The following is a 17,048-nucleotide window of genomic DNA, read 5'->3' as shown; positions in this document are numbered from 1 at the left end:
CTACTCCTTAAATTTTTATATTTAAGATAGTAGCAAATAAGTATCGCATTAAAAGAGCATAAATATTATTTGTTTATTTTCCTAAATCGTAACTCTGCAACTAAAGTTGCTACTAAAATTAACACTGCTCCAAAAATTTGAATTTGTGTAAGTATCTCTCCACCTGCAAAATATCCATACACAGCAGCACTTACAGGCTCCATTGTAAAAATTACAGCTGTCTTTGTAGCTGTTGTAAACTGTTGCATATATGTTTGAATTAAAAAAGCATAAACTGTTGCAAACACAGCTGTTACAATTACAGCTTTAAAAAAGTTATAGTCATATGGTAAATCAAATGTTTTATCATCTAAACACAGTGAAAATATAAGTGATAAAATAGCAACTGTTGTAAACTGCACTAGTACTAAAACAAACACATTTACTTTTACTGAAAACTTTCCAGTAAAGATAATATGTAAAGCAAATAATACAGCACAAATTAAAGTAAGAAATTCACCAATCCCAAGAGTTAACGTTCCACTCATAGTAAGTAAATATAAACCCACAACTGCTATAAGTGAAGCGACAAATACATTTTTTCTTACATGGTCTTTAAATATAAAATAAGCCAAGAAAGGAACACATATTACATTAAGCCCTGTAATAAAAGCTACAATTGAACTTTTTGTAAAACTAAGCCCAAAGGTTTGTGTGGCAAAAGCTGAAAAAAGTATAAGTCCTAAAGTAATACCAAAAACTACAGTTTGAGTATTTGTTTCTTTCAAAAATTTATAAGCAATAATAAACATTAAAAGTGAAGCAAGTGCAAATCTAAAAAATAAAAAAGCGTAAACAGGTGTAGTATTTATGGCTTCTTGAACCATTAAAAAAGTTACACCCCAAGCAATAGCAACTGTTAAAAGTAATAAATCTGCTCTATATTCATAAAGTTTTGATTTAGTCATAAAATCTCCTAAAAAATAAAAGTGAGATTATATCACTTTATATACAATTTATTTATATAAATGGTATAAAATTTACATATAATAAACAGTTAATGTAACTTTAAAACTATTTTCAGTAATATTTAAGCTTCAATCAAAAAAGAGAGAGTATATGAGTGATAATATAATTTCAATGACAAATATCGATAAATACTATGATGATTTCCATGTTTTAAAAAAAATTAATTTTAATGTAAAACAAGGTGAAATTGTTGTGGTTTGTGGTCCTTCAGGATCTGGTAAATCAACTTTAATTAGATGTATAAATGGACTTGAAGAGATAGATTCAGGTGAAATTATAGTGGATGATATTGATATTCATGCTAGTAAAAAGAATCTAAAAGAGATTAGAAGTGAAGTGGGAATGGTATTCCAACACTTCAATTTATTTCCACATTTAACAATTTTAGAAAATATTACAATTGCACCAACACTTGTAAAAAACATGTCTAAAGCAGAAGTTTCAAAAGTAGCTATGGGATTACTTGAAAAAGTAAAACTTGAACACAAAGCCCACTCTTATCCAGCTGATTTATCAGGTGGACAGAAACAAAGAGTTGCAATTGCAAGAAGTTTAGCAATGAAACCAAAAGTAATATTATTTGATGAACCTACATCAGCCTTAGACCCAGAGACAATTGGGGATGTATTATCTGTTATGAAAGACTTAGCAAAAGAGAACTTTACACTTGTTTGTGTAACTCATGAAATGGGTTTTGCAAAAGAAGTAGGTGATAGAATTGTATTTATGGATGAGGGAATAATCGTAGAAGAGAATACTCCTGATGAGTTCTTCAATAACCCAGAATCTCCAAGAGCTAAAAAGTTCTTAAATGAAATCTTAGTTCACTAAAAATATAAAAATTAGAAATTAAAAAATAGGAAAGAAAAAAGAATGATAAAAAAGATTGTAGCTTTATTTTTATTAGTAGTATCAACATCTGTTTTTGCAGATGATATAAACCTTTGGAAAAAATCAACATTAAACAAGATAGTTCAAAAAGGTGAGCTAGTTGTTGCCTTAGAGCCTGGTTATATGCCTTTTGAAATGAAAGATAAAAGAGGAAGAATTATAGGTTATGATGTTGATATTGCAAAAGCAATGGCCAAAGCAATGGGTGTAAAACTAAAAATAGAAGAAACAGCATTTGATGGAATTATTGCTGGATTACTTACAAATAAATATGACATCATCATTTCAGGTATGACTATTACTCAACAAAGAAACTTAAAGATTAACTTTTCAGACCCATACATCGTTGTGGGGCAAACTATTTTATTAAATAAACAATATCAAAATGAGATTAAAACTTCTAAAGACCTAGATAATGAAAAGTACACAATCACTGCTGTTTTAGGTCAAACAGGAGAAATTGCTGCAAGAAAGTTTTTCAAAAATGCGAAAGTTGTTACATTTGAAACAGAAAGTGAAGCTGTATCAGAAGTTTTAAGTGGAAGAGCAGCAGCATTTGTAAATGACCAACCATACAATACAGTGTTTATGGATGGTAAAGGTAAAGATAAGTTAGTTCATATGGATAAACCTTTAACTTATGAGCCTTTAGCATTTGCTATTAGAAAAGGTGACCCAGACTTTTTAAACTGGTTAAATAACTTTCTAAGACAAATTAAAGAGGATAAAGTAGTAAATTTACATGAAAAACTATATCAAAAATGGTTTGTAGATACAAAATGGCTTCAAAGAGTACAGTAAGTCAATCTTAAATTAAGGAGAGAGATAAGATGAAAAGTATAAAAAAATTGTTAGTTGCAATATTTGCAATCAGTGCATTTGCAAGTGTTAGTTCATTTGCTGATGATATTAATCTATGGAAGAAATCTACGTTAAATCAGATTTTACAAAGAGGGGAATTACAAGTTTGTTTAGAGCCTGGATATATGCCTTTTGAGATGAAAGATAAAAGAGGTAGAATCATAGGTTATGATGTAGATATGGCTAAGAGAATGGCTAAAGAAATGGGTGTTAAGTTAAGTCTTAAGCCAACTGCATGGGATGGTATTATTGCTGCACTTGTAACTGGTAAATGTGATATTATTATGTCAGGTATGACTATTACTCAACAAAGAAACTTAAAAATCAATTTTGCTGACCCATACGTTGTTGTAGGTCAAACAATTATGATGAAAAAAGAGTTACAAGGGAAGATTAAATCTGCAAAAGATTTAGATAAACCTGAGTATACAGTAGTTACTAAACTTGGAGTTACAGGTGAAGTTGCAACTAGAAAATTCTTTAAAAATGCAAAGATTATTACATTTGAAACAGAAGCAGATGCTGCTAGTGAAGTTTTAAATGGAAAAGCTGATGCAATCGTTTATGACCAACCTTACAATATTTTATTTATGAGTGATAAAGGTAAAGGAAGATTAGTTCACCTTGATACACCTTTAACTTATGAGCCATTAGGGTGGGCTATTAGAAAAGGTGACCCAGATTTCTTAAACTGGTTAAACAATTTCTTAAGACAAGTGAAAGAAGACAAAGTAGTAGATTTCTACAACAAATTAAACCAAAAGTGGCTTAAAGATACTGACTGGTTAAAAAGAGTTCAATAATAAATGGCAAGAAAAGAATCGTGGACACAAAATAAAAATCTAGGGCATTTAATCGCCCTAGCATTTTATCTAGCAGTAGGATACTTTTTCTATTTAGCAGCAGCTAATATGAATTATGTATGGAAGTGGAACTCTGTTCCTAAGTATTTTGCTTATGAGCAAACAATAAATGTTGAAGCTCCTATAGATGGAAAACTAGTATTGGAAGATGGCAAGTACTACATTGACGGTGATGACAAAGTAGAACTTAAAAATTTAGATAGTAGTTTTTTATTTGATTATGAAGTTGGAAATGATGTATATCAATATGATTATATTGCTTCAAAAACTGAAACAAAAGCAGGACCTATTTTAAATGGACTTTGGGTAACACTAAAAATCTCATTTTTAGCTGCAATACTTACTTTTGTAATTGGTATTGTTGTAGCAATGATGAAGTTATCACCTCTTGTATTTTTAAGAGATATTGCGTCCGTTTATATTACTATTGTTAGGGGTACACCTTTACTTGTTCAAATATTCCTATTCTATTTTATAGTTGCGAATATTTTTGAGCTTGATAGATTTGTAGCAGGTGTATTATCACTTGGTATTTTCTTTGGTGCTTATATGGCGGAGATTTTAAGAGGGGCAATTCAATCAATAGATAAAGGGCAGTTAGAAGCTGCTAATTCACTTGGTATTTCTAAATATCAAGCTATGAGATATATTATCTTACCTCAAGCTTTTAAAAGAGCTTTACCAACATTAGTTGGTGAAATGATTGCACTTATAAAAGACTCATCTTTAGTATCTGTTATTGCTATTACAGACTTAACTAAAGTTGGTAAAGAAATTGTTGCTAACACTTTTTCTCCCTTTGAAACATGGATAGTTATAGCACTTCTTTATTTATGTATAACTTCAACTTTAAGTTATGTAGGACATAGATTAGAGAAGAGAATGCAAGCAAAAGGCGGGATGAGTTAATTGGAATTCATTTCTACTTTCTTACAACAATCAATAACATTCTTTGCTATTATGGACCCAATAGGGATTAGTGCAATCGCACTATCTTTATTGAGTACAAATATTACAAAAACGCAAGTGTCAACTGTTGCGTATAAATCAACACTTACTATTATAATCGCATTTTTTGTGGTAATACTATTTGGTGAAGCTATACTAAAACTATTTGGGATTGATGAAAACTCACTTAAAGTTATGGGTGGATTAGTTCTTATTCTTATGGCTATTTCTATGGTTAGTGGACCATCAAAACCTAAAAATAATGATAATAGTAAAGAAGAAGAAAAAAATGATGAAGAATTAGCAATTATTCCTATTGGAATTCCAATTGCTTTTGGTACAGGTCTTTTTACTACAATTATCATTTTTAAGCACCAAGCTGAAACTTTTTTGGATTTAGTATCAATTGCCTTAGCCTTTTTAGTAAATGCAGCTTTATTTTATATTATTTTAAAAAACTCAATTTATATCAAAAAATATTTAGGTCTTACAGGACAAAATATTATTACAAAACTTATGGGTTTAATAGTTGGAGCTATTGCAGTTCAGTTTATAGTAAGTGGTATAGTTAACCTTGCAAAAGGTTACTGGGGTGCTTGATATATATCTAAAGGGCTTTATTGTAACTATCTCTTTAATAGTTGCAATAGGAGCTCAAAATGCCTATGTATTAAAACTTGGACTTTTAAGACAGTATGTATGGGTAGCTGTTTTAATTTGTGTAATCTCTGATGTTTTACTTATCTCAGCAGGTGTTTTAGGACTTGGCTTTTTTATAAAAGGTAATCAACTTTTAATCAACTCAATTGCTATAATAGGAATAGTTTTTTTAAGTGTTTATGCACTTTTATCTTTTAAATCTGCTTTTAAAAATGAAAGCATGAAAATTGATGATGAAATAAAAACAAATCCTTTAAAAAAAGTAATAACTATGCTTTTAGTTTTTACTTTCTTAAATCCTCATACATATCTTGATACAGTTCTTCTAATAGGTGGAATTGGAGCAAATGTAGAAGATAGTATGAAAGTATACTTTCTACTAGGAGCTGTTAGTGCTTCTGCTTTTTGGTTTACACTTTTAGGTTTTGGAGCAAGAGCTTTAATACCTTTATTTAAAAAACCAATTACTTGGAAAATACTTGATATTCTTATTGGTATTTTAATGCTTGTAATTGCATATTCTTTAATAGATTTAATTACATTTTAGTTATCATATTATCATTGAAAAGGTGATAATATGAATAACTCTAGCGTTGAAAAAATAGCTTGTTTTACTACTGTTCTTGATCCATATAATGGAATAACAATTGATGCAAAAGATTTACCAAACTCTAAAGAAGAGTTTGAGTTAAATCTTGATTTTCTAATAGAAGAAACAATAAATAAAAGAAATTTAATTTGGATATATATAGATATAAAAAGATCTGATTTTATTCCAATTACAACAAAAAAAGGTTTTTTCTTTCATTCATGTGATGAAGATTATATCTTAGTCGTAAAGAGACTAAAAGAAAATGCTATAGTGCCAACATCTGCAAATCATACTTTAGGAGTAGGTGCAGTTGTGATAAATGATAAGAAAGAACTTTTAGTTATAAAAGAGAAAATTTCAACTATAGGCTTTAAACTTCCAGGTGGGCACATAGATAATTGTGAGATGATTTCTACCGCTTGTGTAAGAGAGGTTTTAGAAGAGACTGGAATCCATGTAGAGTTTGAGTCTATAATATCATTAGGACATTTTTATCCCCATCAATTTCACAAATCAAACTTGTATGTACTTTGTTTAGCAAAACCACTATCTTTTGAGATAAATATACAAGATACAGAAGAGATAGTTGATGCAAAGTGGGTTAAAATAGAAGAGTACTTAGAAGATGAAACAGTACTTGCTTATTCAAAAGCAGTAGTTATGGCATCTTTAGAGTACCAAGGTTTTAAACTTGCAAATCATCAAACACTGTGTCATATAAAAAGAGATTTTGAGCTGTTTTTCCCAATTGAAAGATAGATATTGTATAATACTTTTTTAAATTATAAAGGAAATAAATGAAAACTATAATATCAACTAATGACGCTCCATCAGCAATTGGACCATATAATCAAGCAACAGCATTTGAAAAGCTAGTATTTTTATCAGGACAAATTCCATTAGACCCAAAAACTATGGAATTAGTTGGAGAAGATGATGTACAAGCACAAACTAGACAAGTTATGGAAAATTTAAAAGCAGTATTAGAAGAAGCAAATTCTTCTTTTGACAATGTTTTAAAAACTACTTGTTACTTATCTGATATGGATAACTTTGTAGCATTTAATGAAATCTATGCAGAATACTTCGGTGCAGATGACGCACCAGCAAGAGCTACAGTAGCCGTAAGAACTTTACCTAAAAATGTTTTAGTTGAAGTGGATGCTATTGCATTTAAAAACTAGAGATTTATCTCTAGTTTTTAAGTTCAAATATTAAGTTTAAAAAAATATGGAATGAATCATATCATAAAAAGTAAAGGTATTAAACAGAATATAGATAATATTAATACACCCCAAGTTAAACTTTTGAAATCATTGTCTGGTAGTATCGGTTTATCATATGGGTAACGCTCCCATAATTTACTAGGAAGTGTAAGTGGTTCTGTATATTTACTCAATGCACCTTCTTGAATTAATGTATCTATCCATTCTTGATATGTTGTATTTGATTTTAACCAAGTTTTATACTTTATTTTTTTATATAATTCACTTAACCAAATTAAAGGCATTATAAGTAAAAATAGCCCATACATGAAAATTGAAAACCACCATATAGCTGTTTGAAGAGGTTGTGGTAACTTTGAATATAGTGAAGTTTCGGTATTTAATTTCTCTATTTCTAATGTATTGTATGTAATTTCAGAATTTATAATTTCTCTGTCATTTGTAATTAATTGAGGATCTGATTTTTCTTCTAATTGTTCAACGTATACAATTATTTCAATTGATTCTTTTGGTTTCCACTGTAAAAAAGATACATATATATTATTATTTGAAATTTTCATTTTAAAAGGTAGCTTATTATTTCTATTCTCTATTTCTAAGATTTTAAATTTATTATTTAATTCAAAAGAGATATTTTCTTTTATAATATTTTTTTTACTTCCTTCACCGATTATTATTTCATTACCTATATTAGTGATAACATAATGAAGCTTCCATAGGGATTTAACTTCCTTGTCTTTATAATTATATTTTGCATTTAATCCTTCAATTGATGGTAGTCTTGTAAGATTATCTTTTGATATAGTTTTTATTTCAAGAATGGGTTTCGTTTCATAAAACTGTAAGTAAAGACCTGCAATTGTTGCTAAACCTGCAATAATAGTTACAAAAGTTAAAATATAATTTATAAATTTTTTCATGGCTTCCTAACGAAATAATTTTTAATATAATACATTAATATCAATAATATAATTATTAAAACTCATATTTTTAATGATAATCCAACTCTTTGTTTCTGTAAATCAACACTTATAACTTTTATTTTCTCTAAGTTTTGATTGATACTTAAAACTTCACTTGGGTGATTAATTCTTTTATTGCTTATTTGTGAGATATGAAGTAGGGCATCATTTTTTAGTCCTATATCTACAAATGCTCCGAAGTCTGTGATGTTTCTTACTATTCCACTTAAGACAAAGCCTTCTTTTAACTCTTCTATTGAGCATACATCACTTGCAAACTGTACTTGGTTGAAGTTTTCTCTTATATCAAAGCCTGGTTTTTTAAGCTCTTCTATTATATCTTTTAGTTTTAGTGGCGTTGTGTTTAGCTCTTTTGATATTTGTTGTATTTGTGTATCTAGTATCTCTTCTACTTTATATGAAGTTTGTAGCTTTTTTACTAGCTCATAATCTTCTGGGTGAATTGCTGTATTATCTAGTATAGACTTTCCATCTTTTATTCTTAAAAATCCTACTGCTTGGATATATGCTTTTTCACCTATACCTTTTACTTTTAAAAGTTCTTTTTTACTTGTAAACTTTGTGATTTTTTCTCTATGTTCTACTATGTTTTTTGCTAGTTTTTCACTAATACCTGAGATAAAAGAGAGTAGTTTATATGAAGCTGAGTTTAAATCAACACCTACTTTATTTACTAAATCAACTGTTGTATTTTCTAGCTTTATAGCTAACTCTTTTTGATTTACATCGTGTTGATATTGTCCTATTCCTAGTGATTTTGGGTCGATTTTTACAAGTGCTGCCATTGGGTCTCTAAGTCTTTGGGCTATTGAGATAGCTCCTCTTATTGTAACATCAAGATTTGGGTATTCTTCTATTGCTATTTTAGATGCAGAGTATACACTTGCACCTATTTCACTAACTATTGCATAGTTTATATCTAAGCTATTTTCTTTTATAAGATTAGCTATAAAAGAGGCTGTTTCCCTTGATGCTGTTCCATTTCCTATGGCTATTGCAGTGATGTTATGCTTTTTTATTAGTTCAAGTACTACTTTTGAAGAGTTCTTTATATCCTCTTTTGGTTTTGTTGGATAGATTACATTTGAGTCTAGGTATTGTCCGTTTTTGTCTATCACTGCTAACTTACAACCTGTTTTAAATCCTGGGTCCATACCTAATATTACTTGATTTATAAGTGGTGCTGTTTGAAGCAGTTCTTTTAGGTTTTTTCCAAAAAGCTCAATGGCTTCCTTGTTTGCTTTTTCTTTTAAGTTTGCTATTGCTTCTCTTTTTAAAGTTGGAAGAAGAAGTCTTTTAAGACCATCTTTATAGGCTTCAAAAACTATGTCTTTTGAACTGTTTGCCCATGATGGGATTTTGTATTTTTTGATATTTTCTAATATATGTTTTTCATCAATATCTACTTTTATGCTTAGCTGTTTTTCGCTTACAGCTCTTAAAATAGCAAGAGTTCTATGTGATTTGATATATTTTATTTTTTCATTTTGACCTGCAAAACTTGAATAAACACCATTTTTATCAAACTCTTTTGCTTCTTTTATTTCTAAGTTTCCCCAGTTTGAAATGATGTTTCTAATAATCTCTTTTGATTTAAAATCATCTGCGTATCTTTGGGCTATTATGTCTTTTGCACCTTGTATTGCATCATTAGTTGATTTTATAGTTTTATTTTGAAATTGTTTTGCTTTTTGTTCTATCTCTTCTTTTGTGTATTTTAGACATTGGATTATATTTGCTAAAGGTTCTAAGCCATTTTCTATTGCAGCACTTGTTCTTGAAGATTTTTTATCTTTAAAAGGTGTATATATATCTTCTAAGGCTTGAAGTGTAATGGCTTCTTTTATTTGTTTTTCTACTTTTTCACTAAGGAAATTTTTTTCTTTTAGAAGATTTGAAATCTCTTCTTTTCTATTTAGTAGTTTTAATGAATAGTTGTAAGTTTCTTCAAAAATTCTTAACTCTTCATCTGTAGCACCACCTGTAAAATCTTTTCTATATCGTGCAATAAATGGAATAGTACAACCTTCTTCAAGAAGGTTGATTATATTTGAGATTGATTTTGAACTAAGTTTTGTTTTTTCTTGTATTAAAGTTGTTAATTGATTAGTCAAGTACAACTTCCTTGAAGTCACTTCTAGTATCTTTTAAAGGTTTATTGCTTTGAGCTCTTACAGTATATACAAAAGATATTTTTGCTTCATCTGTTTTATTTTTACTTGCATGGTGAAGTGTTTTACAGTGAAAAAGTACAACATCACCTTTTTTTAGATTTTTATGAGTTTTATTAGCAATGATTTTTTTATTTTCTTCATGTTCATCTAAAAAGTTTGAGTTCTCATCAAAACAATCTTTACAAAATTTTATTTTGTGACTTCTGGGAATAAATTCTAATAAACCATTATCTAAGAACTCATCACCTAAACTTAGCCATACAGATACTAAGTTATCTCCCTCAAAATGCCAGTATCTTCTATCTTGATGCCAATAAGTTCTAGTACTTTCATGGGGAAGTTTTGTCATGATTGAGTTATGGTGGGCTAGTGTTAAAACAGGTGTGTCATTTAGTACTTGTTTTAAAACTGGTCTTATTTCTTTATTTGTCATCCACTCTTTGAAAATATCTTCTCTATCATAAACTTGTCTTAGTCTTCTAACAGTGATATTTTCATCACTTACTTGCATATACTCTTGCTCTGTTTCAATAGGAGCTTGTTTTGAGATTAAGTGCTCTTTTGCTTTTTCTAAAATCTCATCACAAAGTTTTTCATCTGCGAAGTTTTCAATGATTAAAAAACCATTTTCATTAAACTCTTCTAGTTGTTGTTGTGTTAGTTGCATTTATTACTCTTAATAGCTAATTTATTTGTATTATAGTCAAAAAAGGATTTCTATTAGTTTATTTATCAGAAACAATGTATATATTTCTATTTTATTATAAGTTAAAATTATATTTATAAAATCATTTTTAATTATAAAATAAGTTTTAGACTATATAATGAAATCACAATTTTTAAGGAGTTTAAATGAAAAGATTATTAGTTGCTTTAATAGCGAGTATGTTTTTAATGGGTGCAAATTTATTTGCAAATGATACAAAAGGTTTAAATGTAATTTTAACATCAAAAGATGCACAAACACAGCAAATGGCAATGGTTTTATCAATGATGACTTTAAAACAAGAAAAAGAAGTAAAAATGACTCTTTGTTCAAGTGCTGGGGATTTAGCTGTAAAAGGTAAAAAAAGTACAGTTTTAAAACCAATGAATAAATCACCAAAAATGATGTTACAAGCTATTATGAAAAAAGGTGCACAAGTTCAAGTTTGCCCACTTTATTTACCAAATGCAAATCTAAAAGAAGATGTATTATTAAATGGAATTACAGTTGCTAAACCACCAAAGGTTGCAGCTTCATTACTTGACTCAAACTACACTACATTAAGCTACTAAGTAAAATTACAAATGGGTTTTTTAACTCATTTGTAGAAAAAATATTGCAAAAAAAACTTTTATTTATAGTATAATATCCTTACGAATTTAAAATAAGGATATTAAAGTGCATATTGCATTTATTATTGAAAACTGGGCTAATATAGAGCCTCTAAAAAGTTCAACTCTAGCAGTTATAAAAGAGTGTATGCAAAGAGGACATAAAGTCTCTGTTTTATATACATTTGATTTAACTGTAAGAAATAATATTGTTCATGGTTTTGCAAAAAACCTTAAAATTGAAGGTAAAATACCAGAATCAGCAACAGCTTTTTATAAAAAAATTACTTATGATATTAAGCTTACAGCTTTACATGCTTTTGATTGTATTATGATAAGAAAGGATCCTCCAATTTCACCATTGGTTTTCAACTTCTTAGATTCTGTGAAAAATGAGACATTAATAATAAATGATATTGATGGTATTAGAAAAGCAAATAATAAACTTTATACTACAACTTTTCATGACCCATCAAATACATATCTTCCTAAAACTCATGTATCTGGAAGTAAAAAATACATAAAGAAAATCATTGAAGAATCAGAAGAAGAAAAGATGATATTAAAACCTCTTGATGGTTCAGGTGGAAGAGGAGTTATCGTATTAGAAAAAAATGCCACATCAAATATTAACTCTTTGCTTGATTTTTATATTGATGATTCAGGTGAAAACTATGTAATTTTACAAGAGTATATTCATGGAGCAGAAGATGGTGATGTAAGAGTTATTATGCTTGATGGAAAAGCAATTGGAGCTTATCATAGAAAACCAGCAGATGGTGAACATAGAGCAAACATCCAAACAGGAGGAACAGCTCACAAATATACACTTACAGAATCACAAAAGAAAATTTGTGCAAAAGTGGGTAAAAAATTAGCTTCTGATGGTATTTTCTTTGCAGGACTTGATATGATTGGTGATAAAATTTTGGAAGTGAATGTTTTAAATCCAGGTGGAATTACAAATATTAACAAACTTTCAAAATTAAAACTTCATAAAAATGTTGTTGATTTTATTGAAGAAAAAGTTCATGAAAGAACTGAAAAAAGAGCTGAGTTAGAGTACTTATTAAAAAGGCTTAGCGAGTTAAGAGAGTAAGTAAATTTTTACTTACTCAATAGAATTTTATCTGTTAGTATAGCAAGTTCTCTATCTTTTAGTTTATATGTACAACCTATTAAAGTGCTTAAGTCGATATTGTTTTCTAACATAATATTTGCAGCACTTTGATAATCCCCTTTTATTTTAATCAAAAATACAATTTGTTCAATTAGAACTTTTATTTGTGGGCTTATATTAAAATTAACACTCATAATTTCTACTTTAATTTAAAATTGCATCATGCCATTGAACTAAAGATATTCTTCTACCATCTTCTACTTTTTTTACTTCATGACAAAATATTGGATTACTTGGAAATATAATCATCTGACCAGCTTTAGGTTTGATAGTAATATTATCACCATTTTTATCGAATAAAAAATTAAATACCAATTCTCCTGCTTTAAAACTCATGTTATCATGTATTTCTTCACTATAAGATGTAGTAAAAAGAACGCTTGAAAGTTTTCTATTTCTTGCTACGGGTTTAAATGCAATTAGTTTTTTATTTTCATAAATCATACTTGAATCATCACTATGCATAGAGTAAAAAGAATCCTTTAAATACTCTAATACTTGTAGTTTTGAAAAACTCGTTAAACATAACTTAAAATAATCTTCTATTTGTGCTTGATGTTGTTTGAATTTTTTATTGTATATTTCTAAATGACTTTTTTTTAGTTTATAAATATTTGTCTTTCTAATATTTTCATTTAATTCTCTACTTGGATAAGTATCTAGTGTTTTTAACTTTGCCTTTTCATAGTCAAAACTATTTATTAGGTCATAATTTATTAAAAGATACTCTTCTTTAGATAAAAAATCATCAATTATTAAAAATGGATAATCATAATAACTATTTGGAATAAGTTTAGTTTCTAAATCAAGTTCAAATAGAAACTTTGAACAGAACACATTATTACTGATTTGTATACTATTTTTATCTAATATATTAGACAATGTTTTTTCAATTTTCATTTTATTTCTTTTTTATTTAAGATATTTTATTACATAGTCTGCAAATTCTGTAAGGTCATGTAGTTTTAATTTTTGTGTTCGTGATACTATGTTTTCAAAAGATATTTGGTGTTGTTGCATAAGCTTATATGCACCGTCATAGTTTTTTCTTTTTACATTAAAAACTATGTCATATATAGTTTCAATGATAGGATCTTCTATCATGTAACCATCAATATATTTATCTAAAAATACAATTGACAATTTTAATCTCCATATTAATATAAAATAAGAGCTTTATTTAGTAAAATTATAAACTATAAATCTATGAATATAGCTGAAAGTAAACTTAAAGTGACTTTACTACTTACAAGAGCCTATTTAAAGAGACTTCCTTAAATTCAAATTATAAATTGCAAAACTCTTTTTCATCGTAAGTATTAATAAAAATCCTAAAAAAGTCATACTTGACAATATTAATCATATATAAATACTTTCTATAAATACTATAAAAATAGCTTTTTGGATATACTTTATTAAATTAATCAAGATTAATATTAATGACATTTTTAGAAAAAGTAGCTATAATGACAATAAATTTTGATATATTAAGTTAATAGATATTTAATTCAGGAGAATAATATGGCAGAAAAAGAGTTATCAGCTTTAGAGCAGTTAAAGGCTTCAAGAAACCCTTTAAGAGTAGTAGATGATATGTTTAAACAAGCAAAAGAAGGTGTACCTTTAAAAGATGAATACATTGGACTTTTAAAATGGTATGGTATGTATCCACATATTAATGCTGAGGGTACAGAAGATAAAGCATACTTTATGAAAAGAATTAAATTAACAGATGCAAAAATGACAACTGAGCAATTAGATGTAATGGCTAAAATCGGTCAAGACTATGCACAAGGTTTAGTTGATTTTACAGATAGACAAAATGTACAGTTTCACTTTATAGAAATCAAAGACATTCCTGCAATTTTTGAACTATTAGATTCTGTTGGTTTAACATCAAGAATGGCATCAGGTGATGGACCAAGACCTATTATGACTTCACCTCTTGGTGGAATTGATCCAAATGAGATTATAGATGCAAGTATTATCGCAAAAGAAGTTGATACTTATTTTGATGAAAATGAAGATAGATTCTGTAACTTCCCAAGAAAATATAAAATTGGTGTTTCAGGATGTTCTACTCATGCAGCAGCTCATGAGATTCAAGATGTAGCGTTTACTGCATTTAAAGATGAAAATGGCGAAGTTTTATTTGACTTAACACTTGCAGGTGGACTTTCAAAATCTAAGCAAATTGCATATAGAGCAAATAGATATGTAAAACCTGAGCAAGTTAAAGATGTGGCTATTGTATGTGCTGAAATTTTTAGAGATAATGGAAACAGACATAACAGAAACAAAGCAAGAGTTAGACACTTAGTTAATGAGTGGGGATTAGAAAAGTTTGTAGCAGAAATTGAGTCAAAACTTGGATACTCTTTACAAGAAGGTTTAGTTGAACCAAAAATTACTCCTATGGAAGATAGACATCAGTTTGGAATTCATAAGGCTAAAAATGAAGGTGAATCATTTGTCGGATTTGCTACAAACTCAGGTAGAGTTGCAGGTGTTGACTTCAAAGCTATGGCTGACATTTGTAAAAAATATAATGCAGGTGGTATTGCTTTAACTTCTACTCAAAACTTTATTGTATATGGTGTAAAAGATGAAGTTGCTCAAAATTTAGCAGACGAATTTGATGCACTTGGCTATCCATATGCACCATCAGTATTTAGAGCAAGACTTCAATCATGTACAGGAAGAGAGTTCTGTAAGTTTGGTATTACTGAAACTAAAGAATATGCTAAAAAAGTTGTAGTTGAACTTGAAGAGAAAAACCCAGATTTCAATGAAGCTGTAATGATTGCTATTTCAGGATGTGGAAATGGTTGTTCTCAACCACAAATTTCTGATATAGGTTTAGTTGGAACTAAAGTTAGAGATGAAGATGGAAATAGAGTTGAAGGTTATGATGTACTTCTTGGTGGTCACTTAGAAGGTGAAAAAGGAAGTAGAATAGCACATAAAGCAGGCGTAAAAGTAGAAGCTACAAAAGTAGTTGATTTTATTTCTGATTTAGTAAGTGCTTATAAAACTGATAACTTAGGTCAAGCTACATTTAAAGACTATTTAAACACAGTAGAATTAGATAAATAGAAGGTTTTCCTTCTATTTAATTTTCTTAGTAAAGCTTCCCAAACCTATCCATATATAAAAGATAGACTCTTAAATCAAACTCCACTTGGTGATAATCTTCCATCATAAATGTACATAAATTATAAAAAGCTTTATCATGCTCTTTTTGTTTTAAATGAGCTAATTCATGAACTACAATCATTTCCAAAAATTTTTCAGGTGTATTTTTAAATAAAGTCGCAACTCTTATTTCATTTTTTGCTTTTAGTTTATTGCCTTGAACTCTTGATACAAAAGTATGCATGCCTAAAGCATTATTTATTACATTTATTTTTCCATCATATAAAACTTTTGAGATTTGGTATTTTTTGAAGTATTGGTTTTTTAGTTCATTTACATATTCATATAAGGCTTTGTCAGATTTGACTGTATGAGCTGTTGGGTATTTTGATTTTATGTATTTATCAAGTTTGTTTTGTTCAAGAAGAGTTTTTATCTGTTCTTGTAGGTTTGCTGGGTAGTGTTGTAAATATTTCATTGAAGTATTATATTAAAACTATTTGTTATAATTCATTAGATTAAAGGAAAAAATAGAAATAATGGAAATACTAAATACAAAAAGATTAATTTTAAGAACTATGAGAGTAGAAGATTTTGATATTTTACATGAAAAAATATTTTCAAATACTAAGGTAGTAGAAAATACTTTTGGTTCATCAGGTTTTTCAAAAGAAGAAACAAAAGAGTTTTTAAAAAATAAAGGAAATTTTGACAAAAATACTGGACTTTCAGTATTAATAGAAAAAGAGAAGCAAAGTATAATAGGTTTAGCTGGTATCTTATCTTGTGATTATTTGGATGAACAAGATTATGAAATAGGCTTTATTTTAGAAGAAAAATCTTGGGGTAAAGGCTATGCAAAAGAAATTGGATTAGAGCAAATAGAGCAGATAAAAGGTCTTGGACAGAAAAGAGCCATAGCTGCTGCTGCAAAAGATAATCTATCTTCACATAAGGCCTTAAGTTCACTTGGCTTTAAACTTGAAAAAACAGCTTACGATGAGATAAGAGGGGAAAGAGTAATTTACTCTTTGAAGTTTTAATAAAAGAAGATTAGATTTCTTCTTTTATTTTTTCTAAGTGATTTATTTTTTCGTGATATTCATTTTCTTTATTTCTTACAAACTTGATTCTATCTTCATTTATTTCTAAATACTGCTCTTTTGAGTATTTCACAATTTTATATAAATAGTTTCTTTTTGAAGTTAAA

The 17,048-nt window shown here is 28.4% G+C and carries 21 protein-coding genes; 12 read left to right on the top strand and 9 right to left on the bottom strand.

What is annotated here, in order from left to right; genetic code table 11:
• Positions 1 to 65: 65 nt before the first annotated feature.
• Positions 66 to 947: a DMT family transporter gene (locus NJU99_RS12795; protein ID WP_254576293.1), complete on the bottom strand. Its 882-nt coding sequence runs from the start codon at positions 945 to 947 to the stop codon at positions 66 to 68.
• A 163-nt stretch (positions 948 to 1,110) separates the two neighbouring features.
• Between NJU99_RS12795 and NJU99_RS12790 the strand changes: the two genes are divergently transcribed.
• Genes NJU99_RS12790 through NJU99_RS12755 form a run of 8 tightly spaced genes read left to right on the top strand, consistent with a single transcriptional unit; the run spans position 1,111 to position 7,007 of the window.
• The gene (locus NJU99_RS12790; RefSeq protein WP_254578101.1) at positions 1,111 to 1,839 is read left to right on the top strand and encodes an amino acid ABC transporter ATP-binding protein; all 729 of its coding nucleotides are present in this window, start codon (positions 1,111 to 1,113) and stop codon (positions 1,837 to 1,839) included.
• Positions 1,840 to 1,881: 42 nt separating this feature from the next.
• Positions 1,882 to 2,700: a transporter substrate-binding domain-containing protein gene (locus NJU99_RS12785; RefSeq protein ID WP_254576292.1), complete on the top strand. Its 819-nt coding sequence runs from the start codon at positions 1,882 to 1,884 to the stop codon at positions 2,698 to 2,700.
• A gap of 29 nt (positions 2,701 to 2,729) precedes the next feature.
• Positions 2,730 to 3,563, top strand: a complete 834-nt coding sequence (locus NJU99_RS12780; protein ID WP_254576291.1) for a transporter substrate-binding domain-containing protein — start codon at positions 2,730 to 2,732, stop codon at positions 3,561 to 3,563.
• 3 nt (positions 3,564 to 3,566) lie between these two features.
• Positions 3,567 to 4,532, top strand: coding sequence for an amino acid ABC transporter permease (locus NJU99_RS12775; protein WP_254576290.1), 966 nt, complete (start codon positions 3,567 to 3,569; stop codon positions 4,530 to 4,532).
• The gene (locus NJU99_RS12770; RefSeq protein ID WP_254576289.1) at positions 4,533 to 5,171 is read left to right on the top strand and encodes a MarC family protein; all 639 of its coding nucleotides are present in this window, start codon (positions 4,533 to 4,535) and stop codon (positions 5,169 to 5,171) included.
• Complete coding sequence (locus NJU99_RS12765; RefSeq protein WP_254576288.1) at positions 5,164 to 5,778, top strand: LysE/ArgO family amino acid transporter; 615 nt, start codon at positions 5,164 to 5,166, stop codon at positions 5,776 to 5,778. Before NJU99_RS12770 ends, NJU99_RS12765 begins: the two co-directional genes overlap by 8 nt.
• Positions 5,779 to 5,808: 30 nt before the next feature.
• Entirely contained in the window at positions 5,809 to 6,582 is a 774-nt protein-coding gene (locus tag NJU99_RS12760) for an NUDIX hydrolase (protein WP_254576287.1), read from the top strand.
• A gap of 38 nt (positions 6,583 to 6,620) precedes the next feature.
• Positions 6,621 to 7,007 carry a RidA family protein gene (locus tag NJU99_RS12755; RefSeq protein ID WP_254576286.1) on the top strand — a complete coding sequence of 129 codons (387 nt, stop codon included), beginning with the start codon at positions 6,621 to 6,623 and terminating at the stop codon, positions 7,005 to 7,007.
• Positions 7,008 to 7,063: 56 nt separating this feature from the next.
• Here NJU99_RS12755 and NJU99_RS12750 read toward each other — a convergent pair whose 3' ends face one another.
• From NJU99_RS12750 to NJU99_RS12740, 3 genes are all read right to left on the bottom strand, one after another.
• Positions 7,064 to 7,969, bottom strand: a complete 906-nt coding sequence (locus NJU99_RS12750; protein WP_254576285.1) for a hypothetical protein — start codon at positions 7,967 to 7,969, stop codon at positions 7,064 to 7,066.
• Between the two features lie 62 nt (positions 7,970 to 8,031).
• Complete coding sequence (locus tag NJU99_RS12745; protein ID WP_254576284.1) at positions 8,032 to 10,146, bottom strand: helix-hairpin-helix domain-containing protein; 2,115 nt, start codon at positions 10,144 to 10,146, stop codon at positions 8,032 to 8,034.
• Entirely contained in the window at positions 10,139 to 10,873 is a 735-nt protein-coding gene (locus NJU99_RS12740) for a phytanoyl-CoA dioxygenase family protein (RefSeq protein WP_254576283.1), read from the bottom strand. Before NJU99_RS12740 ends, NJU99_RS12745 begins: the two co-directional genes overlap by 8 nt.
• A 185-nt stretch (positions 10,874 to 11,058) precedes the next feature.
• On the opposite strand from NJU99_RS12740, the gene NJU99_RS12735 reads away from it, so the two are divergent.
• Both NJU99_RS12735 and gshB read left to right on the top strand, forming a co-directional pair.
• Positions 11,059 to 11,484 carry a DsrE family protein gene (locus NJU99_RS12735; RefSeq protein WP_254576282.1) on the top strand — a complete coding sequence of 142 codons (426 nt, stop codon included), beginning with the start codon at positions 11,059 to 11,061 and terminating at the stop codon, positions 11,482 to 11,484.
• Positions 11,485 to 11,590: 106 nt separating this feature from the next.
• Positions 11,591 to 12,622, top strand: a complete 1,032-nt coding sequence (gshB, locus tag NJU99_RS12730; RefSeq protein WP_254576281.1) for a glutathione synthase — start codon at positions 11,591 to 11,593, stop codon at positions 12,620 to 12,622.
• An 8-nt stretch (positions 12,623 to 12,630) separates the two neighbouring features.
• Here gshB and NJU99_RS12725 read toward each other — a convergent pair whose 3' ends face one another.
• Genes NJU99_RS12725 through NJU99_RS12715 form a run of 3 tightly spaced genes read right to left on the bottom strand, consistent with a single transcriptional unit; the run spans position 12,631 to position 13,846 of the window.
• Complete coding sequence (locus tag NJU99_RS12725) at positions 12,631 to 12,837, bottom strand: hypothetical protein (protein ID WP_254576280.1); 207 nt, start codon at positions 12,835 to 12,837, stop codon at positions 12,631 to 12,633.
• Between the two features lie 10 nt (positions 12,838 to 12,847).
• The gene (locus NJU99_RS12720) at positions 12,848 to 13,603 is read right to left on the bottom strand and encodes a 2OG-Fe(II) oxygenase (RefSeq protein WP_254576279.1); all 756 of its coding nucleotides are present in this window, start codon (positions 13,601 to 13,603) and stop codon (positions 12,848 to 12,850) included.
• Between the two features lie 12 nt (positions 13,604 to 13,615).
• On the bottom strand, positions 13,616 to 13,846 hold the full coding sequence (locus NJU99_RS12715) for a hypothetical protein (protein ID WP_254576278.1): 231 nt from the start codon (positions 13,844 to 13,846) through the stop codon (positions 13,616 to 13,618).
• A 378-nt stretch (positions 13,847 to 14,224) separates the two neighbouring features.
• Here NJU99_RS12715 and NJU99_RS12710 point away from each other — a divergent pair, with 378 nt between their 5' ends.
• Positions 14,225 to 15,799: a nitrite/sulfite reductase gene (locus NJU99_RS12710; protein WP_254576277.1), complete on the top strand. Its 1,575-nt coding sequence runs from the start codon at positions 14,225 to 14,227 to the stop codon at positions 15,797 to 15,799.
• 25 nt (positions 15,800 to 15,824) lie between these two features.
• Here the strand turns inward: NJU99_RS12710 and NJU99_RS12705 are convergent, their stop codons facing one another.
• Entirely contained in the window at positions 15,825 to 16,316 is a 492-nt protein-coding gene (locus NJU99_RS12705) for a YgjP-like metallopeptidase domain-containing protein (RefSeq protein WP_254576276.1), read from the bottom strand.
• 61 nt (positions 16,317 to 16,377) lie between these two features.
• On the opposite strand from NJU99_RS12705, the gene NJU99_RS12700 reads away from it, so the two are divergent.
• Positions 16,378 to 16,881, top strand: a complete 504-nt coding sequence (locus tag NJU99_RS12700) for a GNAT family N-acetyltransferase (protein WP_254576275.1) — start codon at positions 16,378 to 16,380, stop codon at positions 16,879 to 16,881.
• A gap of 10 nt (positions 16,882 to 16,891) precedes the next feature.
• On the opposite strand, the gene NJU99_RS14940 is transcribed toward NJU99_RS12700, so the two are convergent.
• On the bottom strand, positions 16,892 to 17,014 hold the full coding sequence (locus NJU99_RS14940; protein ID WP_283256429.1) for a hypothetical protein: 123 nt from the start codon (positions 17,012 to 17,014) through the stop codon (positions 16,892 to 16,894).
• Between the last annotated feature and the right edge of the window lie 34 nt (positions 17,015 to 17,048).

The sequence above is a fragment of the Arcobacter roscoffensis genome (genome assembly GCF_024267655.1).
Taxonomy (GTDB): Bacteria; Campylobacterota; Campylobacteria; order Campylobacterales; family Arcobacteraceae; genus Arcobacter_B; species Arcobacter_B roscoffensis.
The sequence above is the reverse complement of the archived record's forward strand: the minus strand, read 5'-3'. Positions and strand labels throughout refer to the sequence as shown.